Origin of the sequence: Luteibacter sp. Sphag1AF (assembly GCF_014192715.1) — a bacterium.
Taxonomy (GTDB): domain Bacteria; phylum Pseudomonadota; class Gammaproteobacteria; order Xanthomonadales; family Rhodanobacteraceae; genus Luteibacter.
This window is the reverse complement of the sequence record NZ_JACHYH010000006.1, coordinates 112,142-135,665: the sequence shown is the minus strand read 5'-3', so window position 1 is coordinate 135,665 and position 23,524 is coordinate 112,142. Positions and strand designations below refer to the sequence as shown.

Here is a 23,524-nt window from a genome sequence, read left to right as displayed (position 1 = left end):
GCAATCGTGGCAGAGTTCACGCTACCCAAAAATTCCCAGATCCAGCCCGGAAAGCATTTTCCGGCGAAGGACGCGAAAAAGTCGCGCACCTTCAAGGTCTATCGCTGGACCCCCGACGACGGCCAGAACCCGCGTACGGACACCTATGAAGTCGATCTGGCTTCGTGTGGTCCGATGGTTCTGGACGCCCTGCTGAAGATCAAGAACGAAATTGATCCGACGCTTTCGCTGCGTCGTTCGTGCCGTGAAGGCATCTGCGGTTCGTGCGCCATGAACATTGATGGCACGAACACGCTGGCATGCACCAAGGCGATTTCCGACTGCGGCGGCGGCACGGTCAACATCTATCCGCTGCCGCACATGCCGGTAGTCAAGGATCTGGTCCCCGACCTCACGCATTTCTATGCGCAGTTCGCGTCGATCAAGCCCTGGCTGCGCACGCAGAGCCCGGCACCGGCCGACAAGGAGCGCCTGCAGTCGCCCGAAGACCGCAAGAAGCTCGATGGTCTTTACGAGTGCATCCTGTGCGCCTGCTGCTCGACGTCGTGCCCCAGCTACTGGTGGAACGGCGACCGTTATCTCGGCCCGGCCATCCTGCTCCAGGCGTATCGCTGGATCGTGGACAGCCGTGACGAAGACACCGGCTCGCGCCTGGATGATCTGGAAGATCCGTTCAAGCTGTATCGCTGCCACACCATCATGAACTGCGCGCGCACGTGCCCGAAGGGTCTGAACCCTGCCAAGGCCATCGCCGAGATCAAGAAACTCATCGTTCAGCGCCGTTCGGCCTGACGATCCGCAGGGCTGGCGAGCCGTATCGGTTCGCCAGCTTTCTGCCACGCCACCTTAGAGTGAGTCCGATGGACGATGCCCGCCTGAAACGCCTGCGCTGGCGCGCCCGTCGCGGTACGCGTGAGCTCGACGCCCTCTTTGGAGGATGGCTGGACACGTGCTACGCCGACGCTGATGAAGCCACGCGGATGGCATTCGACCAGCTGCTGGAAGCCCAGGATCCCGATTTGTGGGATTGGGTGATGGCATATGCCCGCCCGCCGCGTGACGACTGGCAGGCCATCATTGACGACATCCGCGCGAGAAATCACCTCTGAGTACCGTGTTTCGGGCCATCTGACCCGATGCCTGGTGGGGGCGGTCGCTGGGGCCGGGTTTTCGGTTGGGGTCGCTTCCATTCCCATGTCTTTCAAAGCCGTGCTGCTTGCCGGGCTTTTTGTCGTGTGCGCCTTTCGGCTGCAACAGTTTCGCGCGCCCCGTATTTCGGCATTTGCCTGGTCGGCCGAGGGGGACTGGACGGTGCGGGTGTCCGGTCGCGAGTGGCCAGGCGAACTGGAGGCGGGCAGGGTGGTCGGGGCGTTGATTGTTCTGACGCTGCGCTGGGATGGCGGCCGGGAGCATCTGCTGTTGTACCGGGACAACGCGGGCGACGACGTCCGGCGCGTACTGCGGATTCGGCTCAGGACGTCGCGGGTGGCCTGAATCGCGGGCAGGCGTGGTCCCTGAGCAGGCGCCTTCTTGCGCGAGCGCACTGCACCACGCTGGGCGCTTGCTGAACAGCAGGCATGGGCCCGGGCACGGTCGCTTGCCGCGGCTGATCGCTTCGGGCACTCTGCCGCGGCGGTGCGCGCCTTTCGGCCGCGAACCCTCCCCAGGCTGCAATTGACAGGTATGTTCAGACCTTTAGAGCTTTTCATCGGACTGCGCTACACGCGCGCCAAGCGTCGCAATCAGTTCATCTCTTTCATCTCCACCGTATCCATCGTCTGCATCGCCATCAGCGTGACGGCGTTGATCACGGTCATGTCGGTGATGAACGGTTTCGATTCCGAACTGCGCACGCGCATCCTGGGCGCCATCGCGCACGTTACCGTGTCGGGCATCGGTGAAACCGTGCAGGACTGGCCGCGCGCCGTGAAGGTCGCCGAAGGCACCGGCCACGTGCTGGGTGCGGCACCGTACGTGGAAACCCAGGCATTCCTTCAGGCCCGTCGCCCCAGTGGCGCGGTCATCCGCGGCATCGTGCCGTCGCTGGAACCGAAGGTGTCGGACATCAACACCCACATGGTTCAGGGCAAGCTGACCGACCTCACGGATCGCAGCTGGAAGATCGTGCTGGGTCGTGAGCTGGCCCTGACCCTCGGTGTGGAAGTGGGTGACAAGGTCACCGTCATCGTGCCTGAGTTCACGGCCACCCCGATGGGGGCTGTGCCCAAGCTGCGCAGTTTCACCGTCAGCGGCATTTTTGAGCTGGGCATGCAGGAATACGATTCCGGCCTCGCGCTGGTTTCGATGCCCGATGCGCAGCGTCTGAGCGGCATCGACGGCCCCACCGGCATTCGCCTGAAACTTGACGACATGACCCGCGCCTTCCCGGTGGCGCGAGAACTGGTGAACGAACTGGGTCAGGCGTATCGCGTCGAAACCTGGATGGACACGCATTCCAACTTCTTCAGCGCCATCGAAATGGAAAAGCGGGTGATGTTCATCATCCTCTCGCTGATTATCCTGGTGGCGGTCATCAACCTCATTTCCATGTTGATGATGCTGGTGACCGACAAGCAGGCGGACATCGCCATCCTGCGCACACTCGGTTCCACGCCCCGCAGCATCATGGGCATGTTCATGGTGCAGGGCATTCTGGTGGGCGTCGTTGGTATCGCCTTTGGTGTGTTGGCCGGTTCGCTGCTTTCGATCAACCTGCCGGTGATCGTCAAGGGTATTGAACACATCACGGGCAAGAGCTTCCTCGCGCCGGACGTGTACTACATCAGCGAAATTCCGAGCCAGCTCATGTGGTCGGACGTGGGCTGGGTCACGCTGCTGACCTTCCTGTTCGCGCTGCTCGCCACGCTTTACCCCGCATGGCGCGCGTCCCGCACGCAGCCGGCCCAGGCACTTCGTTATGAATAATACTCAGCAAAGCCCCGCATCCGGGGACGTTGTGCTCCGCGCCACGGGCGTGGCCAAGGTCTATCAGGAAGGCGATCTGCGCACCGACGTGCTCACGAACGTCAACTTTGAACTTCGTCGCGGGCAGACCATGTCGATCGTGGGAGCGTCGGGCTCGGGCAAGAGCACGCTGCTGCATATCATTGGCGGCCTGGACACGCTAACCGCAGGCAGGGTGGAAGTGGACGGCCATGTGCTGTCCGATCTGTCCGATGCCGAACGCGGTCGCGTACGCAATCGCTCGCTCGGTTTCATCTACCAGTTCCATCATCTGCTGCCCGAATTCACTGCGCTTGAAAACGTGTGCATGCCGCTGCTGATCCGTGGCACGGCCATTGCGCAGGCCGAGCGCGAGGCGCGCGAGTTGCTGGAGCGAGTGGGTCTGGGTTCGCGTCTGCGTCATCGTCCGGCAGAAATGTCCGGCGGCGAGCGGCAGCGCTGCGCGGTTGCACGCGCACTCGTCACCAAGCCGGCCTGCGTGCTGGGCGATGAGCCCACCGGCAATCTGGACGAAACCAACGCGGCGCATGTCTACGAAATGATGCTGGAACTCAATCGGGAGATCGGCACGAGCTTCGTATTGGTCACTCACGACTCGCGCCTGGCGGCCCGCATGGATCGCACGCTGGAACTGCACGCGGGCGAGCTGATCGAGCGCTGAGCGCGCGGCTCGCGCGTGAGCCCTACGCGTCGAGGCGCCCATGCCTCGACGCGTCACCTCTAATCTCGGACGTCCCGCCCCGCGCAGGTTGCGTCCATGCCTTCTGTTTCGGCCGAACCGATCCTGCCTCGCGTGGCAATAGCCACGCTGGTGGGCGTGGTGGCCGCACAGGGGCTGTCTCAGTTGCCATCACCGCTCGCGTCCGCACTCGTCGCGCTGGCGGCGTTCGGGTGTGCGTGGTGCCTGCGGCGCAGCGCATGGCGCTGGGTAGCGCTGGTGGTGCTTGGTGCGGGCTGGGCCATGCTCCACGGCTCGCTCGGGCTGGAACGGCGGCTCGCCCCTGAGTGGGAAGGGCAGGACATGACCGTGATCGGTCGTATCGTCGATCTTCCGCGCAGCGAAGGTGCGGACGCCTCGTTCGTCTTCCGCCCGGAAAGCAGTACATCCACGTCACTGCGCGGTGACCTGCGGCTGTCGTGGTTTCGTGTGCCGGCGCCGCTGCATGCATGCGAGCGCTGGCAACTTCGTGTTCGCCTGAAGCGCCCGCGCGGCCTCGCCAATCCCGGCCCCGCGGATGCCGAACGCAGTGCATTGCAACGAGGCATCGCGGCCACCGGGTATGTGCGCGACAGCGTCGACAATCAGTCGCTCACGCCATCGAACCTGTGCGCCGACCGATGGCGGGAACGCATTGCCAGTGCCATCGACGCCGCGCTCGGTCCCGTCGACGGACGTCTGTTGAAAGCACTGGCCGTTGGCGATACCCGCGCATTGACGCCCGCAGACTGGTCGGTGGCGCGCGCCACAGGCGTGTCCCATCTCATTGCGATCTCGGGCTTTCATGTCGGGGTGGCTGCCGTTGGGGGAGGCGCCCTTGTAACGGTGCTCTACGCCTGCGTTCCGTGGCTGGCACTTCGCTTCGCGCGGCGGCGTGTGCAGGTTGTGGTGGGCATGATCGTGGCTATCGGTTACGGCGTGCTCGCCGGGCTGAGCCTGCCCACGGTGCGCACGCTGCTGATGATTGCGGTTGTCGTGCTTGCGGTGTGCTCGCGTCGGCAGGCCAGTGGACTTTCCACGCTGTCGCTCAGCCTGCTGATCGTGCTGGCCGCCGATCCGCTGGCCGTGTTGTCGGGCGGTTTCTGGCTTTCATTCGGCGGCGTCCTGCTGCTGATGGTCTGCCTGCCGCCCCCTGGTCGCGGCTGGCGGCACGTGCTCATCGGGCTGTGGCGTACACAATGCCTCATGACCGCCGGGCTGTTTCCGCTTTGCCTGTTCTTCTTTGGCGCGGCGTCGCTGGTGGGATTGCCAGCCAACCTCGTTGCCGCACCTTTCGTCAGCATGGTGGTGGTGCCACTCACCCTGCTGGCATGCGTGTGCATGCTGCTTGCCCCGGTTGCCGTTTCACCGCTGCTGGCTGCCGCGTCATGGGCGATGGGCGGACAATGGTGGGTGCTGGAACAGATGGCGGCGTGGCCGGGCTCGCACGTATCCGTGCCTCAGGGCGGACTGTGGCGCGTATTGCTCGCCATGCTCGGCGCGATGTGGCTGTTTGCTCCAAGGGGATGGCCGTTGCGCAGTGCCGGGACATTCGCGTTCCTGCCTCTGGCGTTTCCTGGCGCCAGCGTGCCCGCCCATGGCGCCTTTCGCGCCTGGGTGCTCGATGTGGGGCAGGGGCTGGCGGTGGTCGTGCGCACGCAGGCACACGTGCTCGTCTACGACACGGGTGCCGCCTATGGAGGCGGTTCGGACGCGGGCGCAGGCATCGTGTTGCCGGCCCTGGATGCGCTCGGCATCCGCGACATCCACACGCTGGTCATCAGCCATGGCGACAACGACCATGCAGGCGGCGCGGCATCGGTTGCGGCGCGATATCCGCAGGCGTCGGTGTATCTCGGTGAACCGGCGCGCTCCGCCATCGCAGGCAAGCCATGCGATACGCGCCAGTCGTGGCACTGGGAAGGCGTGACCTTCCGCTTTATCCATCCTGCGCCTGACGATCGCTACCGCGCCGGCAACGATCGATCCTGCGTACTGTCCATCGAGGGCGCCGCTTCCCGATTGCTGCTCACCGGTGATATCGGCCCGGTCGCGGAGCGCGTGCTGACCTCGCGTGAACAGGCTTCCCGTTTTCCAACCGTCATGACCGTGCCGCACCACGGAAGCCGCCATTCCTCCACGGCCGCGTTTGTAGACGCATACCGGCCTTCGCTGGCGGTTGCCTCAGCCGGATGGCGAAATCGCTTCCACCATCCGCATCCATCCGTCGTGACCCGATATCGGGCGGTGGGTGATTTTGAATCGACGGATGCAGCGGGGGCCGTTGAGCTTGCATTCCCGCCCACAGCGCTTCCGTTCGTCGTCCGGCGCTGGCGCGAACACCGCTCGCCGTACTGGCGCGAGCCATGAGTGGACGGCTGTCCATGTTGCGCCGCAGTTTGACACTTGCCATTTAGAACGATTTAAATCGGTGATTCCGATCAAAAGGGGGTGGCGCGTGGCGTTAGCAAGGGGCGGTTGGGCAGGGGCATTGTTGGGTTCGGCACTGGCGCTTTACGGTCTGCCGGTGGCGGCAACCAAGGTCATGGGCCGCACGTATCCGCCCGGCATGTTCGCCACCTCGTTCGAAGAGGGCGACGACACACCCGCGCTTGCGTCAGGCCCCGGTCTTCGCCTTGAAGTAACCGGCGGGCCACCCGCGGCCGCCGTGCTTACCGCGAAAGCCGACGTCGGATTCACCGGGCTGCATGCGCTGCGCTATGCAGGCACCGGTTCGGGCAGGCCTGAATCGGCGCAGATCTTCGATGTGAATGCGCCGGTAAATGACGACACCGTCCTGACCTACGTTTTCTTCCCGCGCTCGGTCGAAGGCGATCTGTCCAACCCGGCCAACTACGTTGCCGTGGACCTTGTGTTCGACGACGGCAGCACCGCGTCCGCACGCGGCGCCATCGACAGCTACCGGCAACCGTTGACACCCAAAGGGCAGGGCGAAGGGCGCATTGCTTATCCTGACCAGTGGAACAAGGTGACTGTGCCGCTCGGCCGGATCGCCAAAGGTCGTACCGTGCGCCATATAGTGGTGCGTACCGATGTGGCCGCAGGCAAGGCGTTCGAAGGCTGGATCGACGACATTCAGGTGAGCCCGTTGTACGCCGTGGCACGTACGCGTCCCTCGCAATGGGTGGACACGCGTCGCGGCTCCAACGCCAATGGCAACTTCTCGCGCGGCAACAACTTTCCGGCTGTCGCGCTGCCCCACGGCTTCAACTTCTGGACACCTGCCACCAACGCGGGGTCGAACTGGATCTACCAGTACCAGGAGCGCAACGGTGCCGATAATCGCCCGCGCATCGAAGCGTTCTCCCTGTCGCACGAGCCCAGTCCGTGGATGGGCGACCGGCAGACCTTCCAGGTCATGCCTGCGTCCGTTGCCACCGGCACGCCGCCCCTGAAGCGGGAAACGCGTGCGCTGTCGTTTGACCATGGCGCAGAAATCGCGCAGCCCGATTACTACCGCGTCAACTTCGATAACGGCATCGAAACTGAAATCACGCCGACCAACCATGCCGCGATGTTCCGTTTCACCTTTCGCGATGCCCGCGCGCAGCTCGTCTTCGACAATCGCGAAGACAAGGGCGGCCTCCAGCTCGATCCGCAACATGGCGCCATTCAGGGTTGGTCTGACGTCAGGAGTCGTCTCTCCACGGGCGCCACACGCCTGTTTTTCTACGCGACCTTTGATCGCCCCGTGGCACAAAGCGGCATGCTTTCCGGCGAGGGGCGCGATCACGTTGCGGGCTGGTTTGGCTTCGATACCGGCAGGCATAAACAGGTGACGATGCGCGTGGCGACATCGCTCATCAGTGTGGATCAGGCCAGGGCCAATCTGGCCCAGGAAATTGACGGGAACGACACCTTCGACACGGTGCGTGAGCGCGCCGCCAAAGCCTGGGATGCGAAGCTCGGCATCATCAAGGCAGAAGGCGCCAGCGACAACGAACTGGCCACGCTGTATTCCAACCTCTACCGCCTGTTCCTTTATCCCAACCAGGCCTACGAAAACACCGGCACCACGGAACATCCCGTGTACCGCTACGCCAGCCCGTTCTCCGCGCCTGCCGGACAAGACACGCCCACCACCACAGGCGCACGTGTCGTCGATGGCAAGGTATACGTCAACAACGGTTTCTGGGACACCTATCGCACGGCGTGGCCTGCGTACGTCCTGCTGACGCCCACGGAAGCCGGGCACATGATTGATGGCTTCGTGCAGCAGTATCGCGACGGCGGCTGGATTGCACGGTGGTCTTCGCCCGGTTACGCCGATCTGATGGTCGGCACCAGTTCCGATGTGGCGTTCGCGGATGCCTGGCTCAAAGGCGTGCGCAACTTCGATGTCGCCAGCTTCTACCAGTCCGCGCTGAAGAACGCATCCGTTGTCAGCGACGTCAAGGGGGCAGGGCGTAAAGGCATCGAGCGTTCGCTCTTCAATGGCTATACCGACACGGCCGTGAACGAAGGCTTGTCCTGGTCGATGGACGGCTATATCAACGACTTCGCCATCGGCAACCTCGCCCGGGCACTCGCCACCTCCGCGCCCGCCACCGACCCATACCGCTCCCATTACACCGACGATGCGGCGTACTACCACGCCCGCGCCACGGGTTACGTGCACCTGTTCAACCAGCCAGCCGGCTTCTTCATGGGGCGTGCCGCAGACGGCACCTGGCGTTACGACGCCACGTCCTTCGATCCCACCCGCTGGGGCGATGACTACACCGAAACCAATGGCTGGAACATGGCCTTCCATGCCCCGCAGGATGGCGCCGGTCTCGCGGCGCTCTATGGCGGCCGCGACGCCCTTGCCGCCAGACTCGACGCTTTCTTCGCGGCACCGGGAACCTTCGCCGTGGGCGGCTATGGAGAAGTCATCCACGAAATGATCGAAGCCCGTGACGTTCGCATGGGCCAGTATGGCCACAGCAACCAGCCGTCCCATCACATCATCTGGATGTACGACCAGGCCGGGCAGCCCTGGAAAACCCAGGACAAACTGCGCGACGCCATGTCCCGCCTCTACGCGGGCAGCGACATCGGCCAGGGCTATCCCGGCGACGAAGACAATGGCGAAATGTCCGCGTGGTGGCTGTTCGGTGCGGCAGGCTTTTATCCGCTGCGCATGGGCACGCCCGAATATGTGATCGGCGCCCCGTACTTCCCCCGCATGACCATCCGTCTTGAGAACGGCAAGACCATCGACATCCGCGCGTCCGGCGTCAGTGACCAGAATCGTTACGTCCAGAGTCTGAAAATCAACGGCCAGCCGTGGACGCGCGTGACCGTGCCCCACGCACTGCTGTCCGCAGGCGCCACCCTCGATTTCACCATGGGGCCGACCCCTTCCCGGTGGGGGGCAGGCGAAGACGCTCTGCCTGCGTCCCTCACCGCTGAAGGCAGCAAGCCGTCGCCGCTGCACGACTTCACCGACGATAAAACGGGCAAGTCCCTGGGCAGCGCCGATGAAGCCACCCGACGCCGCGTCTTCGACAACGACTCCACGACGGAATCCCGCTTCGGCGCCATCGCCGACCTCGGCTGGCACTTTGCCAGCCCCGTGACGGTGTCGATGTACGCCCTCACATCCGCCAAAGCCCCCGGCGACGCCGCCCGCTGGTACGTGGAAGCCTCCGACGACGGCACTCACTGGTACCCCATCGACACCCGCGACCATGAATCCTGGCCCTGGCGCCAGCAAACCCGCGCGTTTGCCATAGCCGACCCCAAGCCACACGCCTGGTATCGCATCCGCCTTGAAGCCGCCGACCCGGCAAAGGGCATCGGCCTGGCCGAACTGGAATTTCTCGGCGCCCAATGAGAACGAAAGAGAGGTGGCGTATGAAGTGGCCACCTCTCTCCCCAGTTGCCCGGTAGCGCTGCCCTTGCGGGCTCTGGCGCGCCAGGCTCTGAGCCCCACAGCCCAAGGGCGAAGCACGCCAATTGTTATCCGCACCTCAGATCGCCTGAACCGGCCTGCTATGATGCGCGCTTGTCATTCCGGCTTCAGGTTGGGGTAAACGTGCTCGATATCTTGATGGCAGGCGGCTGGGCCCTTCTGCCGATTCTTATCTGCTCCGCGATCGCCCTGGCGATCGTGCTCGAACGCTTCTGGGCGCTGCGCCGTTCCTCCGTGCTTCCGCCTGGCCTTGGTGCTGAAGTGCGCCAGTGGGCGCGTTCCAACACACTCGACGCCGCACACCTCAAGGCCCTTGAAAACGGCTCCCCCCTGGGCGAACTGCTCGCCGGCGCACTGGCCGTGCGCGACCGTCCGCGCGAACTCATCAAAGAGCGCATCGAAGACACCGGCCGCCACGTCGTCCACCGCATGGAGCGTTACCTCAGCACCCTGGGCACCATTGCGCTCATCGGCCCGCTGCTCGGACTGCTCGGCACCGTCATCGGTCTCATCCGCATGTTCCTCAACGTGATGATGGGCGGTATTGGCGACCCCATGAAAATGGCCGGTGGCATCGGCGAAGCACTGATCTGCACCGCGTTCGGCCTGATCGTTTCCATTCCCGCGTACGTCCTGCACCGCTACTTCCGTTCGCGCGTCAGCGGCTACGTTGTCGAAATGGAAAAGGAAGCCACCGCGCTGCTGGACGACCTGTCCGCACCGCGTCCGGTCGTGCGCCGCCGCGCACCGGCCGACAGCGTGTCGACCGCCGGCTGATCCCATGCGCATTGGTTCCCGCAGAGAAGACGACTTCGAGATCAACGTGATCTCGCTGATCGACGTGCTGCTCACACTGTTGATGTTCTTCGTGCTCAGCACCACGTTCATTGAGCACTCGCGCATGCAGGTCAACCTGCCCAAGGCGAGCGCCGAGGCCAGGGACGCCACCGCCCAGGCGCTCACCGTCGTGGTCGATCGCGATGGTCATTACTCCGTGGGCAGCGATGAAGTGCTGGGAGATGGCATTGATCCGCTCAAAACGGCGATCGAACGCGTGGCCGGCAACGATCGCGAACGGCTTGTCGTCATTCGTGCCGACGCCATGACGGCGCACCAGAATGTCGTGCGCGCCATGGACGCGCTGGGCCAGCTTGGCTTCAGCCATCTGTCCATTGCCACCACGCCCACCGAAGCGGCCTCCGACAAGTGAGTGCCAAATTGAAAGTCTGGGACGTCGAGAGCTGGCGCACCTACAAGCGCCTGCTTGGCTACACCAGCCGCTACTGGAGCATCGGCCTCATCGCCATCGTCGGCATGATCATTGATCCGGCCTGCCTGGCGCTGTTCACCAACCTGATCCGCCCGCTGATCGACGACCTGTTCACCAACAAGGACGCGCACACGATCTTCTGGATGCCCATCTGGATCATGAGCATCTTCCTTGTGCGCGGCGTGGCGTCCTATGCCACCGACTACGGCGTGGCGTACATCGGGCGCGGTGTCGTGCAGTCGATCCGCAAAGATGTGTTCGCCTCGTACATGCGCCTGCCGGCCACGTTCTTCAATCGTGAGCCCAGTGGTCAGCAGATTTCCCGCATCACCTATACCAGTGAGCAGGTGGCCCAGGCGTCCACCGACGCACTGAAAGTGGCGGTGACCGAAGGCCTGACCGTGGTCGGCATGCTCTCGGTGATGCTCTACCAAAGCGCGTACCTGACCCTGGCGCTTCTTGTGCTGGTGCCGTGCGTCGTATTGATCGTCACCGTGGTCAGCCGTCGCTATCGTCGCATCAGCAAGCGCTTGCAGGGCAACATGGGTTCGGTCACCAGTGTTGTCGAGGAAGCCGTGGGTGCGAATCGCGAAGTACGCATCTATGGCGGTCAGGTGCATGAGACGGCCCGGTTTGACGAGGTGGCCGATCACGCGCGTTCGCTGAACCTCAAGATTTCCTCCACCAGCGCGCTGTCCAGCGCGACCATCCAGACGACCGGCGCCTTTGCGCTGGCGCTTCTGGTGTATCTCGGCACCCGGCCTCAGGCATTGCAGCACATCACCCCGGGTGTGTTCTTCGCCGTGCTGACCGCGATGGGTGCCATGTTGCCGTCGCTCAAGCGCCTGACCAGCGTGCAGTCCAGCCTGCAACGCGGCCTGGCGGCGTGCCAGGACCTGTTCGGCATCATGGACGAGGCGCCCGAGCGCGACGTCGGCACACGTGAAGTCGCCAGCGTGGAAGGCGACATCCGTTTTGAAGACATCAAGCTGGTTTACCCGCGCAATCAGCATGTGGCGCTGCGTGGCGTGGACCTGCATTGCCGTCCCGGCACCGTCACCGCGCTGGTGGGACGTTCCGGCAGCGGCAAGAGCAGCCTGGTCAGCCTGCTGCCGCGCTTCTACGAACCGACCAGCGGCCGCATCCTGCTGGACGGCGCCAACTACGAGGAATACACCCTGGCGTCACTGCGCAGGCAGATCGCGTGGGTGGGGCAGAGCGTGGTGCTGTTCGACGATACGGTTGCCGCCAACATTGCCTATGGCGAATTGGCTGGCGCCTCGGAAGCCGACATCGTGGCGGCGGCGAAGGCCGCCAACGCCATGGAGTTCATTGAGCGGATGCCGGACGGGCTGCACACGCAGATCGGGCAGGCAGGCAATTCGCTTTCGGGCGGCCAGCGCCAGCGCATCGCCATTGCGCGCGCCATTCTGAAGAACTCGCCCATCCTCGTGCTGGACGAGGCGACCAGCGCGCTGGACACCGAATCCGAGCGGCTCATCCAGGATGCGCTGCATCGCCTGATGCGCGACCGCACCACGCTGGTCATTGCCCATCGCCTGTCCACCATCGAACACGCCGACCAGATTGCGGTGATGGATCAGGGTCGCATCGTGGAGCTGGGCACACATCGCGCGTTGCTGGAGCAGGGCGGTCACTACGCGGCACTGCATCGCATGCAGTTCCACGATCAGGCCCTGGCGAACTGACCCTCGTGAGCATGGCCGACGCCCTGCAGCGGCGCTGGTACGACGGGCGGCAGCCTCCCTTGTGGACGCTGCCGCTGGAAGCGCTTTACCGGCGCACCGTCACCCGCAAAGAAGAGCGCTTTCGCCGCGATCCTTCGCTGGCCGTGCGCCTGGCTGTGCCCGTGGTCGTCGTGGGCAACATCACCATCGGTGGCACCGGCAAGACACCGCTGATCATTGCGCTCGCGCGGGCACTGGTGGAGCGCGGATACCGGCCGGGTGTCGTCAGTCGTGGGTATGGCGGCTCCGAGCGTGGTCCTGCGCTGCTGGATGCCCAATCCTCCGCCGCGACGGTTGGCGATGAGCCGTGCCTGATTTTCCAGAGTGGCGTACCGGTTGCCATCGGCAGGCAGCGCCCGGAAGCGGCACGGCTGTTGATCAATGAAGGGTGCGACGTCGTGCTGGCTGACGACGGATTGCAGCACTACCGGCTGGCGCGTGACGTCGAAATCTGCGTGATCGACGGCGAGCGGCGTTTCGGTAATGCGCGGTTGCTGCCGGCCGGCCCGCTGCGTGAGCCGCTGTCGCGCCTGGATCGGGTCGACTTCATCGTGAACAACGGCGGCCGGCTCGTGGATGACGAAATACCGATGACGCTGCGCGGCGGCTTCGCTATCAACATGGCTGATCCAGAGCAGGTGCTGCCGCTATCGGACTTCACGGAGCGGCCGGTACACGCGGTGGCCGGCATCGGCAATCCGGGGCGATTTTTTCGCAGCCTGCGCGATCAGGGCGTGGACGTGCGCGATCACGCATTCGCCGATCACCATGCGTTTTCGGCGAGCGACCTCACGTTTGATGACGGATGTCCGGTGCTGATGACCGACAAGGACGCGGTGAAATGCCGTGCCTTCGCACGCCCCCATTGGTGGCGCGTGCCCGTGCAGGCGGTGCTGGACGAGGCGTTCTTTGATGCGGTGGCGTCCCGCGTGGCGGGCGCCCGGCGGGGCTGACCGCGCAGAGGGAGCGGGCAAGCCCGCTCCCTCATGTATTCAATTACTGCACGCGCGAGACGTTGCCCTGATCGTCCACGACGACGATGTCGCCCTGGCGGATCGCGGAAGCATCCTTGACCTGCACGTTGGAGTAGCCGCCCGTGCCCATCTTCAGGCGCAGGGTGTAGCTTTCACTGCCGCCGCCCTTGCCGATGGCGTTGCCGGCGAAGCCGCCGCCCACTGCGCCGCCCACCGTGGCCAGCTTGCGACCATTGCCCTTGCCGACCTGGTTGCCCAGCACGCCACCGGCAATGGCGCCGATGACCGCACCCGCTGTGCCGTGGTCACGGCCCTGGGTGATGTTGTGTTCGATGCTCTGCACCACGCCGCACTGGTCGCAGCGCACATAGATGCCGTCGCTGCGGGTGAGCGTGGCGGCGTTCGCCGACCCGCTGACAGCGAGAGCGAGAAGGACAGCCATCTCAATGCCGAGTACGTACTTCAGTTTCATATTCTTGTCTCCTGGTGGATGGCCCGACGATCTGTCAGATCGCATGGATATCAAGTCTAAGCATTCAGGCTGAACTGAATACGACGAAATTCAGACTTTTCGTACGATACTTATGCAATGACTATCGCGATTGTCTGGTTTCGCCGCGACCTGCGCCTGGAAGATCACGCTGCCCTCACGGCGGCAGCAGCGGCGCATGAGCACATCCTACCCCTGTATATCGACGCTCCAGAAGAGGACGGCGAGTGGGCCCCCGGTGCTGCCAGCCGGTGGTGGCTGCATCACTCCCTGGAGGCGCTGAATCGTTCGCTCGGTCCCCACCAGGGTGCACTGCATATCCGGCGCGGCGGCAGCCTTGAGGTTCTCAAGGATGTGATCGCGCAGACCGGGGCGGTGGCGGTGTACGCGTCCCGACTCTATGAGCCTTACGCGCTGCGTCACGATGCCCGGGTGGAGAAGGCGCTGGCCTCTGACGGTATCGAGGTTGCGATGTATCGGGGCAACCTCTGGGTTGAGCCGTGGGACATCCAGACCCAGCAGGGCCAGCCCTACAAGGTGTTCACGCCGTTCTGGCGGACCCTGCGCGCCGACCTGGACCTGGGCGAGCCGCTGCCCGTTCCTGCTTCGCTGCGCTGCATGAGTCTGGATGGCGGCTTGAGCATTGATGATCTAAAGCTCCTGCCCACGCTGGACTGGGCCACCGGATTTGCCGAATGGATGCCCGGCGAGGCCGGGGCGGCAGAACTGGTTGAACTCTTCGGCGACGATGCCGTTTCTGCCTATGCCGAGGCCCGCGACCTGCCTGCACGACACGGCACCTCGCGTCTCTCCCCGCACCTGCACTTCGGCGAAATCACGCCCAGGCAGGTGGCGGCAGGTCTGCGTGCGAACATCGCCTCGTCACGGCGGCATGCGGACATCGAGCCGTATCTGCGTCAGCTGGGGTGGCGCGAGTTTGCGCACCATCTTCTTTTCCACTTCCCGAAGACGCCGCGGGAGAACTTCAATCCGCGGTTCGATGGCTTCCGCTGGAAGCGGAAAGACGAGGCGCTGCTGCACCGATGGCAGCGTGGCCGTACGGGCATTCCCATCGTGGATGCGGGGATGCGTGAGCTGTGGGCCACCGGCTGGATGCACAACCGCGTGCGGATGCTGGTCGCCAGCCTGCTGACGAAGAATCTGCGCCAGCATTGGCTGTATGGCGCGAAGTGGTTCTGGGAAACGCTGGTGGACGCTGATCTGGCGAACAACAGCCTGGGCTGGCAGTGGGTGGCGGGGAGTGGCGCGGACGCCGCGCCGTACTTCCGCATCTTCAACCCCGTGACTCAGTCGGCGAAGTTCGATGCCGACGCGGCGTACATCCGGCGCTGGGTGCCGGAGCTGAAAGATGTGCCGTCCAGGGCGATTCATGCGCCCTGGGAGGACCCGGAGATCCTGCGGCGCACGGGATATCCGGCGCCCATCGTGGACCTGAAAGTGTCACGGGACGATGCCCTGGCGGCGTATCAGCTGACGCGCGAGGGTTGAGCTGGCGGGGCGAGCTTCCATCGCTGGCAAGCTCGCCCCCACCGCAAAGCAGGGATTATGGCTTGCGTAGCAGCAGCGCCAGAATCGGCGGTGTAACCATGGCGGTCAGCAGGGACATCGCCACGATGATGGCGTAGATCTGTTCATTGAACACGCCTGCGGCAAGGCCGAGTGACGCGATGACCACGCCCACCTCGCCGCGCGGCACCATGCCGAAGCCGACAATGGTGGCGCCACGCTTGCCGAGCGACAGCGCGCCCAGAAAACCACCTGCCAGTTTCGACACGATGGCGATCACGGTGACCACGGCGAGCGCGAGCAGGGCTTTTCCATCCGCCAGTTCCTGCAGATTGACCTTGGCACCCGTGACCACGAAGAAGAACGGCGTCAGAAACGCCAGCAGCGGTGCGGTCTGATGTTCCAGCTCTTCGCGCTGGCGGGACTCGGAGGCGATCATCCCCGCGAGAAACGCGCCAATGATGGCCGCAAGCCCAAAGCGCGTGGACAGAAACGCCAGTCCAAGACAGAGCGCCAGCACGATGGTCAGGGGTGAAAGCGGGTTGCTGGGCTTGTCCAGCCATCCGGATGTGCGCCGCATCACCCGCGTACCACCCCAGCCGATCACGGCAACAAAACCGATGGCACCCAGCAGCGTCAGCGCCAGCGAACCCACATCCAGCTTACCGCCGTCCTGCAACGACGAGACAATGCCCAGCAGCAGCATGGCCAGGATGTCGTCGATCACCGCGGCGCCGAGAATGATGCGGGCCTCCTGCCGTTGCAGCACGCCCAGTTCCTGAAGCACGCGCGCCGTGATGCCCGCCGAGGTCGCCACGAAAGCGGCCGCCACGAACATCGCGCGAATCCAGTCAAAGCCCGAGCCATGCGCCCAGAGCGCGCCGAGCGCAAAAGGAATGATGACGCCAAGGACGCCGACCATCACCGCGCTGCGCCCCACCTTCTTCAGATCGTCCAGCCGCGTTTCCAGGCCCACCGAAAACAGCAGCAGGATCACGCCGATTTCGGCCAGCACGTCGATGGGCATGCCGGGCGCGATTTGCTCCACGTGCAGCCAGCCCAGTGCCGAGGGGCCGATGGCGCAGCCTGCCGCAATCTCGCCGACCACGGCCGGAAGTTTGATGCGCTGGGCAATTTCGCCGCCGATCTGGGCGGCGACGAAAATGATGAAGAGGGTGAGCAGGATGTCGCTTGCGTCGTGCATGTAGATCAGCCTTGATCGGTTGCCGCGAAGAAAGGCGCGGTGTCCTTTATACCGTTAGTGCGTGGCCAGTTGCGCGCGCGTGTCGCGCAGGCGCGAAAAAACCCAGCTGGCGCACAGCGTGACCACGCCCAGAATGATGACCGAGTAGCGGAACGCCCAGACATAGCGTTCGGGGCTGCGGTCACCGATGAAGAACTCCATCAGCATGGACGCCAGCGCAATGCCGAAACTCATGGACAGGTATTGCGCCGTGGATGCCATCGAGGACGCCATCGAGGCGTGACTGATGTCCAGATCCACATAGGCCAGCGTGTTCATCGAGCTGTATTGCAGCGACATGAAGGCGCCATACACGAACACAAACGCGCCGATGACCCAGCCGGGCGTGGTCGGGGAGAGCAGGGCGAAGCAGCACAGCACGATCGAAATGGCGATGGTGTTGACCAGCAGCAGCTTGCGATAGCCGAAATGAGCCAGCAGGCGATGCACGTAAGGCTTGATGCATATCGACCCGACCGCCTGCGGCACCATGGTGAGGCCGGCCCACAGGGGCGACCAGCCGCAGCCAATCTGCAGGAACAGCACCAGCAGCAGGAACATGCCCGACACACCCAGGCGGGTAAACAGGTTGCCCGCCAGCGACACCCAGACGCTGCGCACGCGCAGCAGCTTAAGGTCGCTGACCGGGTATTCGGTACGCCGGCTGTGCCAGACGTACGCCAGCGCAAACACCGTAGCTGACAGCACGAAGCCGATGCAGCCATGCCAGTGACCGTCTGCCGCACGCTCGGCGGCAATCAGGTAAAGGGCTGACGCGCCGGCAAACAGCAGGAAGCCGCTCATGTCGAACGGGTGTGCCTGATCCAGTCTGTAGTCAGGCATTTCCCGCAGATTCAACCAGATACCCATCAGACTGAAAGGCACGTTGATGAGAAAGATCACTCGCCAGGAGGTGTATTCCACCAGTGCGCCGCCCAGCAGGGGGCCCAGTACCGAGCCCATCAGGCCGAAGGTGGCCACGGTGGTCATCGCGCGGACGAAGTCGCGCCGGTCGATGGTTCTTACCAGCACGTAGCGGCCGACGGGCATCAGCGCCGCGCCACCCAGTCCCTGAATGACGCGGGCGGCCACGAGCTGGGGCAGGGTCTGCGAGAGCCCGCAGAGCAGCGAGCCCAGGGCGAACACGATGATGGCGCCCCCGAATACCCGGCGTGTGCCGAATCGGTCGCATAGCCAGGGGCTGGCGGGAATGAAGATGGCCAGGGTCAGCACGTAGCTGGTTAACGCCGTGCGCATGCTGAGCGGAGTGACCTCCAGCGCGGCAGCGATGCCGGGCACGGCGGTGTTCACGATGGTTGAATCCAGCGCCTGCATGAAGAAGGCGGCAGACACCAGCCAGATCAACCCGCGAAACGCGGCCGGATTGGGAGGTGCTTCCGGGGCGGGTGAAGGCGGCGCGGCGGGGGCAGCCTGCTCTTCACGGCGCGTGGGATGGGCGAGGACGTCAACGGGCATGGCCTCGCATTATAGGGCAACGATCTCCTTGCAAATCATGGGCAATGGACCGAAAGTTATCGTGATTTCATCTGTCTCCACCGCGGCTCGTTGCCCGGAACACCTACGGACCCGACCATGTCGCAACCCATCGCTCCTGTCGAAGCCAGCTCCCGTGCTGCGCAATTGCGCGCCCGGATCGACGACGCCAACCACCGATATCACGTGCTGGACGATCCCTCGATCAGTGACGCCGAGTACGACCGGCTCATGCGCGAACTGGAATCGCTGGAACAGCAATACGCCGATCTGGCCGCGCCCGATTCGCCCACCCGCCGCGTCGGCGCTCGCGCCCACGGTGGCTTTGCCGAGGTAAATCACGTGGTGCCCATGCTCTCGCTGGGCAATGCGTTTGAAGGCGAAGGCGAGACGGATCGCGAGCGCTACCGCGAAGTGGCCGATTTCGAGCGGCGCATCGAACAGACCCTGCACCGGACGTCGCCAGTGTTTTCCGTCGAGCCGAAGCTCGACGGCCTGGCCATCAGCCTGCGCTACGAAAACGGCCAGTTCGTGCAGGGCGCCACGCGTGGCGACGGCGCCACGGGCGAGGACGTCACGGCCAACCTGCGCACGGTCAAGGCCATTCCCCTGAAGCTGCGCGGCAGCGGCTGGCCGCGCGTGCTGGAAGTGCGTGGTGAGGTCATCATGCCGCGCGCTGCATTTGAGGCTTTCAACGAACGCGCCAGGGCGGCGGGTGAAAAGCCCCTGGCCAATCCGCGCAACGGTGCGGCCGGATCACTGCGCCAGCTGGACCCGGCCATCACGGCTAGGCGACCGCTCGCTTTTTTCGCTTACGCCGTGGGGGTGGTGGAAGAGGGCGAGCTTCCGGACACGCATTCGGCCACGTTGCAGCAACTTCGCGAATGGGGTTTCCCCGTGTCACCGGAGGTGTCCACGGCGTCGGGCTTTGACGGCCTGATCCGCTATTACCGGCGCATCGGTGAGAAGCGCGACAGCCTGCCGTACGACATCGACGGCGTGGTCTACAAGCTGGACGACTATGCCGGCCAGCGCGAGATGGGCTTCGTATCCCGTGCGCCGCGCTGGGCCATTGCCCACAAGTATCCCGCTCAGGAACAGATGACGACGGTGGAGGCCATCGAAATTCAGATTGGCCGCACCGGCGCTGCCACGCCTGTGGCACGCCTGACGCCTGTGCAAGTGGGGGGCGTCACAGTGACCAACGCAACACTGCACAACGCCGATCAGGTAGCGCGTCTGGATGTGCGCGTGGGTGACACCGTCATCGTGCGCCGTGCGGGCGATGTCATTCCCGAGGTCGCCCGTGTCGTGGACGAGAACCGTCCTGCCGGCACGCACCCGTGGGCCATGCCGGCCACGTGCCCGGTCTGCGGCTCCGCGCTGGTGCGTGAGGAAGGCGCGGCTGCGTGGCGTTGCTCCGGCGGCCTGGTCTGTGCCGCGCAGCGCAAGGAAGCCCTCATCCACTTCGCATCACGTCGTGCGATGGACATCGACGGACTGGGCGACCGCTTCGTGGATGCGCTGGTCGAATTCGACATGGTGCACACGCCCGCCGATCTCTACGCGCTGACCGTCGAGGCGTTCGTGGACATGAAGCGCCGCGCCGACGAGCGCGATGGCACCACGCCGGAAACGGTGAAGCAGGGCAAGGTGGCCACGCGCTGGGCCGAGAATCTGGTTGAAGCAATCGACAAGAGCCGCGCCTCCACGCTGCCGCGCTTCCTGTTCGGCCTGGGTATCATGCACATCGGCGAAAGCACGGCGAAGACGCTCGCGTCGTGGCTGGGCTCGCTGCAATTCGTCCGTGAGACCCCCGCTGCGGTACTGCGGGTGTTGCCTGATATTGGCGACGAAGTCGCTACATCCATTGCGGCGTTCTTCGAGCAGGAAGGTAATCAGGCGGTTGTTGATGCGCTGCTTGCCGCAGGCATCACCTTCAGCGACGAAACCGCGCCTTCGCCCAGACTGCGCGAGAAGTTCGGGCTTGACGTATTGCTGGACATGGCGCGCATCTCCAAGCTCGGGCCGAAGAGCACGAAGCTGCTGGCCAGCCTGTACAGCGACCTCGATGCGCTGATGCGTGCCGGGCAGGCGCAGTGGATCGTTGCTGGCCTGCCGCAGGCGGCTGCCACGAACCTGGCCCTTGCGCTTGCCGACCCGCATCAGGTCGACGGGCTGCGCCGCGCTGAAACCGCGATGCGCAACTTGCTGGCAGCGCTTCCTGTCGCAGCGAAAGCGGCCCATCTTCCGCTGGACGGCCAGACGTTCGTACTGACCGGCAGCATGGAAACCCTGAGCCGCGACGAAGCCAGGGATCATCTGGAAGCCCTGGGCGCGAAAGTGTCCGGATCGGTGTCGAAGAAGACCAGTGTCGTCGTGGCAGGCGAAGCGGCCGGTTCGAAGCTGGACAAGGCGAAGGAGCTGGATGTTCCCGTGTGGGACGAGGCGCAGTTGCTCGCGTTGCTGAAAGAACACGGGGTTGCGCCATGAACCCGCTGGCATCCCTGCATCGCCGCGCTGCGGTCTACCACGGCATCCGCGCGTTCTTTGCCGAGCGTCATGTACTGGAAGTGGAAACCCCCATCCTGTCGGAAGCGGCCAATACCGATCCGAACATCGAAAGCTTCAGCACGCAGTTCTCAGGTCATGTGGATGCCGGGGCGCGTCAGCGCTGGTTGCGCACATCGCCGGAGTTCCCGCTGAAGCGCCTGCTCGCACAGGGCGTGGGTGACTGCTACGAGATGGGCCGGGTTTTCCGTAACGGCGAGGCAGGCGGACGGCACAACCCCGAGTTCACGATGCTGGAGTGGTACCGCGTGGGCTACGACCATCGCCGACTGGCGAAGGAAGTGGTGGACCTGATTGAACGACTGGGCGTGGAGGCAGGGCGCCAGCTCGATGTGCTGGAGACGACGTACCGCGACGTGTTCCAGTACGCACTCAACATCGACCCGATGATGGCCGATGAGGCAACGCTGCGTGCGCCGCTGGAGCGCTACGGCATCGACCCGGATGGCCTGACCCGCGACGACTGGCTGGATCTGCTGATGACTCATCGCATCCAGCCGGGGTTCCATCGCGACCAGATCACGGTGATCCACGATTACCCGGCCAGCCAGTGTGCGCTGGCACGCATCCGTCACGGGGAGCCGCCGGTCGCTGAGCGCTTCGAGGTATATCTGGGTCAGTACGAACTGGCCAATGGCTATCACGAACTGAACGACGCCCGCGAACAGCGCGAACGCTTCGTGCGCGACAACGAAAAGCGCGTGGCCCGCGGCGGCACGCCTTTGCCCATCGACGAGCGCCTGCTCGCCGTGCTGGATCGCATGCCGGCATGTGCGGGTGTGGCGATGGGCATCGAGCGTCTGCTGATGTGTCTGAGCGAAACGGATGCCATTGCCGACGTTCTCGCATTTTCTTTCGCTGACGCCTGAGTTCATCGACATGCCCTTGCTGCACGCCATTCACCACGTTGCGATCATTTGCTCCGATTACGCGCGCTCCAAGGCGTTCTATACGCAAACGCTTGGCCTGCGCGTCGTGCACGAGGTGTACCGCGAGGCGCGGCAGTCGTGGAAGCTGGATCTGGAAGTGTCGCCGGGCGTGCAGATTGAACTCTTCTCGTTTCCCGGCGCGCCGGCCAGGCCATCGCGGCCGGAGGCACAGGGCCTGCGGCATCTGTCGTTCGCCGTGCCCGATGTGGATGCGGCTGTTGCTGAACTGACGCGACGCGGGGTGGCATGCGAGCCGGTACGTGTGGACGAGTACACCGGCCGACGCTTCACTTTTTTTGCTGATCCGGACGATCTTCCACTTGAGATCTACGAAAGCTGATTCGGTTCCGGGCATACTCAAGGCTATCGTCCCGACGACTGGCCTCATGACCCACGACATCGAAGTTCGCGCCACCGGCCATGCCCGACTGGGTTCCCGGGATGTCCGCACGCTGCTCCTGTCCGCTCTTGGCGGCGCGCTTGAGTTCTACGACTTCGTGATCTTCGTGTTCTTCACGAAAGAACTTGGCCAGCTCTTTTTCCCCGCACACATGCCAGCATGGCTGGCGCAGTTGCAGGTGTTCGGCATCTTCGCGGCGGGTTATCTCGCCCGACCGCTGGGTGGCGTGGTGATGGCGCATTTCGGCGACCGCGTGGGGCGCAAGCGGATGTTCTCGCTGAGCGTGTTTCTCATGGCGTTGCCCACGCTGTGCATCGGCCTGCTGCCGGTGTATGCGCAGGTCGGCATACTCGCGCCACTGCTGTTGCTGCTGATGCGCGTGGTGCAGGGCGTTGCCATTGGTGGCGAAGTGCCTGGCGCCTGGGTATTCGTTGCGGAACATGTACCCGCCAGTCGTGTGGGCTTTGCCTGCGCAAGCCTGACCTCGGGCCTCACGGCCGGCATCCTCATCGGTTCGCTGGTGGCCACGGGCATCACTTCGCATTATCCGGAAGCCACCGTGCTCGATTTCGCATGGCGCATCCCCTTCCTGCTGGGGGGTATCTTCGGATTCCTGGCGGTGTATCTGCGTCGCTGGCTGCACGAAACGCCGGTATTTGCGCAGATGCGCGAGCGCCGTGAGCTGGCTGACGAACTGCCGGTCAAGCGCGTGATTCGCGATCATCTTCCGGGCGTGGTGCTTTCAATGCTGGTGACCTGGCTGCTGACGGCGGCCATCGTGGTCGTGATCCTGATGACGCCGACGCTCGTGCAGAGCGTGTTTCACATCGACCGTGAAACTGCCACGCGAGGCGGCAGTGCAGCGGCGCTGGCATTGACCATCGGTTGCCTCGTGGCGGGCCTGGCGGTGGATCGACTGGGCCGTGCGCGCACGCTGCTTCCGGGTGCCGTGCTGTTGCTGGCAAGCACGTACGCGCTGTACGTCGACCTGGTGGCAGGCGGCCAGCACTTCATGGCGCTGTATACGCTGGCGGGTTTCTTCGTCGGCGTGGTGGGGGCTGTGCCGGCCGTGATGGTGGCCGCGTTTCCACCCGCCGTACGTTTCTCGGGAATTTCGTTTTCGTACAACGTGGCCTATGCCGTGTTCGGCGCGGCCACGCCGCCGCTGGTGTCGTTCATGGCCTCGCGCCTCGGGCCCATGGCCCCGGCGCACTACGTGGCATGTGCCGCCGTGTTCGGCGGCATCGCCACGGGCATTTACCTGCTGCGTACAGGCCGCACGTTCTACGAACGTTGAGGC

19 protein-coding genes are annotated in these 23,524 nt (G+C 64.3%); 16 read left to right on the top strand and 3 right to left on the bottom strand.

Going from position 1 to position 23,524, the window contains the following annotated elements; all coding sequences use genetic code 11:
- Positions 1 to 6 precede the first annotated feature (6 nt).
- The 11 genes from FHW69_RS14850 to lpxK all read left to right on the top strand — a co-directional run bounded on the left by FHW69_RS14850 (position 7) and on the right by lpxK (position 13,549).
- A complete protein-coding gene (locus FHW69_RS14850) occupies positions 7 to 792 on the top strand; it encodes a succinate dehydrogenase iron-sulfur subunit (RefSeq protein ID WP_183423871.1) in 786 nt (261 codons plus the stop codon).
- A gap of 68 nt (positions 793 to 860) precedes the next feature.
- Positions 861 to 1,109 carry a succinate dehydrogenase assembly factor 2 gene (locus FHW69_RS14845; protein WP_183423870.1) on the top strand — a complete coding sequence of 83 codons (249 nt, stop codon included), beginning with the start codon at positions 861 to 863 and terminating at the stop codon, positions 1,107 to 1,109.
- An 85-nt stretch (positions 1,110 to 1,194) separates the two neighbouring features.
- Entirely contained in the window at positions 1,195 to 1,494 is a 300-nt protein-coding gene (locus FHW69_RS14840; RefSeq protein WP_183423869.1) for a hypothetical protein, read from the top strand.
- A 189-nt stretch (positions 1,495 to 1,683) separates the two neighbouring features.
- A complete protein-coding gene (locus tag FHW69_RS14835) occupies positions 1,684 to 2,925 on the top strand; it encodes a lipoprotein-releasing ABC transporter permease subunit (protein WP_183423868.1) in 1,242 nt (413 codons plus the stop codon).
- Positions 2,918 to 3,625, top strand: a complete 708-nt coding sequence (lolD, locus tag FHW69_RS14830) for a lipoprotein-releasing ABC transporter ATP-binding protein LolD (RefSeq protein WP_183423867.1) — start codon at positions 2,918 to 2,920, stop codon at positions 3,623 to 3,625. The genes FHW69_RS14835 and lolD overlap by 8 nt, the downstream gene beginning before the upstream one ends.
- A gap of 96 nt (positions 3,626 to 3,721) precedes the next feature.
- Positions 3,722 to 6,031 carry a DNA internalization-related competence protein ComEC/Rec2 gene (locus tag FHW69_RS14825; RefSeq protein WP_183423866.1) on the top strand — a complete coding sequence of 770 codons (2,310 nt, stop codon included), beginning with the start codon at positions 3,722 to 3,724 and terminating at the stop codon, positions 6,029 to 6,031.
- Between the two features lie 124 nt (positions 6,032 to 6,155).
- Positions 6,156 to 9,500 carry a GH92 family glycosyl hydrolase gene (locus FHW69_RS14820; RefSeq protein ID WP_343204033.1) on the top strand — a complete coding sequence of 1,115 codons (3,345 nt, stop codon included), beginning with the start codon at positions 6,156 to 6,158 and terminating at the stop codon, positions 9,498 to 9,500.
- A 201-nt stretch (positions 9,501 to 9,701) separates the two neighbouring features.
- The gene (locus FHW69_RS14815) at positions 9,702 to 10,355 is read left to right on the top strand and encodes a MotA/TolQ/ExbB proton channel family protein (RefSeq protein WP_183423865.1); all 654 of its coding nucleotides are present in this window, start codon (positions 9,702 to 9,704) and stop codon (positions 10,353 to 10,355) included.
- Positions 10,356 to 10,359: 4 nt separating this feature from the next.
- Positions 10,360 to 10,788, top strand: coding sequence for a biopolymer transporter ExbD (locus FHW69_RS14810; RefSeq protein WP_183423864.1), 429 nt, complete (start codon positions 10,360 to 10,362; stop codon positions 10,786 to 10,788).
- 8 nt (positions 10,789 to 10,796) lie between these two features.
- Positions 10,797 to 12,557, top strand: a complete 1,761-nt coding sequence (msbA, locus tag FHW69_RS14805) for a lipid A export permease/ATP-binding protein MsbA (RefSeq protein WP_221195574.1) — start codon at positions 10,797 to 10,799, stop codon at positions 12,555 to 12,557.
- 11 nt (positions 12,558 to 12,568) lie between these two features.
- Entirely contained in the window at positions 12,569 to 13,549 is a 981-nt protein-coding gene (lpxK, locus tag FHW69_RS14800) for a tetraacyldisaccharide 4'-kinase (RefSeq protein ID WP_221195573.1), read from the top strand.
- Between the two features lie 43 nt (positions 13,550 to 13,592).
- On the opposite strand, the gene FHW69_RS19160 is transcribed toward lpxK, so the two are convergent.
- A complete protein-coding gene (locus FHW69_RS19160; protein WP_183423861.1) occupies positions 13,593 to 14,042 on the bottom strand; it encodes a glycine zipper 2TM domain-containing protein in 450 nt (149 codons plus the stop codon).
- Between the two features lie 117 nt (positions 14,043 to 14,159).
- Between FHW69_RS19160 and FHW69_RS14790 the strand changes: the two genes are divergently transcribed.
- Positions 14,160 to 15,569 (top strand): deoxyribodipyrimidine photo-lyase, encoded by a 1,410-nt coding sequence (locus FHW69_RS14790; RefSeq protein WP_183423860.1) that lies wholly within the window; start codon positions 14,160 to 14,162, stop codon positions 15,567 to 15,569.
- Between the two features lie 55 nt (positions 15,570 to 15,624).
- Here the strand turns inward: FHW69_RS14790 and FHW69_RS14785 are convergent, their stop codons facing one another.
- Positions 15,625 to 16,791: a cation:proton antiporter gene (locus tag FHW69_RS14785; RefSeq protein ID WP_183423859.1), complete on the bottom strand. Its 1,167-nt coding sequence runs from the start codon at positions 16,789 to 16,791 to the stop codon at positions 15,625 to 15,627.
- Positions 16,792 to 16,845: 54 nt separating this feature from the next.
- Positions 16,846 to 18,306 (bottom strand): MFS transporter, encoded by a 1,461-nt coding sequence (locus FHW69_RS14780; protein ID WP_183423858.1) that lies wholly within the window; start codon positions 18,304 to 18,306, stop codon positions 16,846 to 16,848.
- Positions 18,307 to 18,423: 117 nt separating this feature from the next.
- On the opposite strand from FHW69_RS14780, the gene ligA reads away from it, so the two are divergent.
- Genes ligA through FHW69_RS14760 form a run of 4 tightly spaced genes read left to right on the top strand, consistent with a single transcriptional unit; the run spans position 18,424 to position 23,521 of the window.
- Entirely contained in the window at positions 18,424 to 20,817 is a 2,394-nt protein-coding gene (ligA, locus tag FHW69_RS14775) for an NAD-dependent DNA ligase LigA (protein WP_183423857.1), read from the top strand.
- Positions 20,814 to 21,764: an EF-P lysine aminoacylase EpmA gene (epmA, locus tag FHW69_RS14770; RefSeq protein ID WP_183423856.1), complete on the top strand. Its 951-nt coding sequence runs from the start codon at positions 20,814 to 20,816 to the stop codon at positions 21,762 to 21,764. The genes ligA and epmA overlap by 4 nt, the downstream gene beginning before the upstream one ends.
- 10 nt (positions 21,765 to 21,774) lie before the next feature.
- Entirely contained in the window at positions 21,775 to 22,164 is a 390-nt protein-coding gene (locus FHW69_RS14765) for a VOC family protein (protein WP_183423987.1), read from the top strand.
- Between the two features lie 46 nt (positions 22,165 to 22,210).
- Complete coding sequence (locus FHW69_RS14760) at positions 22,211 to 23,521, top strand: MFS transporter (RefSeq protein WP_183423855.1); 1,311 nt, start codon at positions 22,211 to 22,213, stop codon at positions 23,519 to 23,521.
- Positions 23,522 to 23,524: the final 3 nt, after the last annotated feature.

What these genes read in the sequence shown, in the direction of transcription:
- FHW69_RS14845 (WP_183423870.1), top strand. Translation starts at nt 861, where the DNA reads ATGGACGATGCCCGCCTGAAACGCCTGCGCTGGCGCGCCCGTCGCGGT.
- FHW69_RS14840 (WP_183423869.1), top strand. Translation starts at nt 1,195, where the DNA reads ATGTCTTTCAAAGCCGTGCTGCTTGCCGGGCTTTTTGTCGTGTGCGCC.
- FHW69_RS14835 (WP_183423868.1), top strand. Translation starts at nt 1,684, where the DNA reads ATGTTCAGACCTTTAGAGCTTTTCATCGGACTGCGCTACACGCGCGCC.
- lolD (WP_183423867.1), top strand. Translation starts at nt 2,918, where the DNA reads ATGAATAATACTCAGCAAAGCCCCGCATCCGGGGACGTTGTGCTCCGC.
- FHW69_RS14825 (WP_183423866.1), top strand. Translation starts at nt 3,722, where the DNA reads ATGCCTTCTGTTTCGGCCGAACCGATCCTGCCTCGCGTGGCAATAGCC.
- FHW69_RS14810 (WP_183423864.1), top strand. Translation starts at nt 10,360, where the DNA reads ATGCGCATTGGTTCCCGCAGAGAAGACGACTTCGAGATCAACGTGATC.
- lpxK (WP_221195573.1), top strand. Translation starts at nt 12,569, where the DNA reads ATGGCCGACGCCCTGCAGCGGCGCTGGTACGACGGGCGGCAGCCTCCC.
- FHW69_RS19160 (WP_183423861.1), bottom strand. Translation starts at nt 14,042, where the DNA reads ATGAAACTGAAGTACGTACTCGGCATTGAGATGGCTGTCCTTCTCGCT.
- FHW69_RS14790 (WP_183423860.1), top strand. Translation starts at nt 14,160, where the DNA reads ATGACTATCGCGATTGTCTGGTTTCGCCGCGACCTGCGCCTGGAAGAT.
- FHW69_RS14785 (WP_183423859.1), bottom strand. Translation starts at nt 16,791, where the DNA reads ATGCACGACGCAAGCGACATCCTGCTCACCCTCTTCATCATTTTCGTC.
- FHW69_RS14780 (WP_183423858.1), bottom strand. Translation starts at nt 18,306, where the DNA reads ATGCCCGTTGACGTCCTCGCCCATCCCACGCGCCGTGAAGAGCAGGCT.
- ligA (WP_183423857.1), top strand. Translation starts at nt 18,424, where the DNA reads ATGTCGCAACCCATCGCTCCTGTCGAAGCCAGCTCCCGTGCTGCGCAA.
- epmA (WP_183423856.1), top strand. Translation starts at nt 20,814, where the DNA reads ATGAACCCGCTGGCATCCCTGCATCGCCGCGCTGCGGTCTACCACGGC.
- FHW69_RS14765 (WP_183423987.1), top strand. Translation starts at nt 21,775, where the DNA reads ATGCCCTTGCTGCACGCCATTCACCACGTTGCGATCATTTGCTCCGAT.
- FHW69_RS14760 (WP_183423855.1), top strand. Translation starts at nt 22,211, where the DNA reads ATGACCCACGACATCGAAGTTCGCGCCACCGGCCATGCCCGACTGGGT.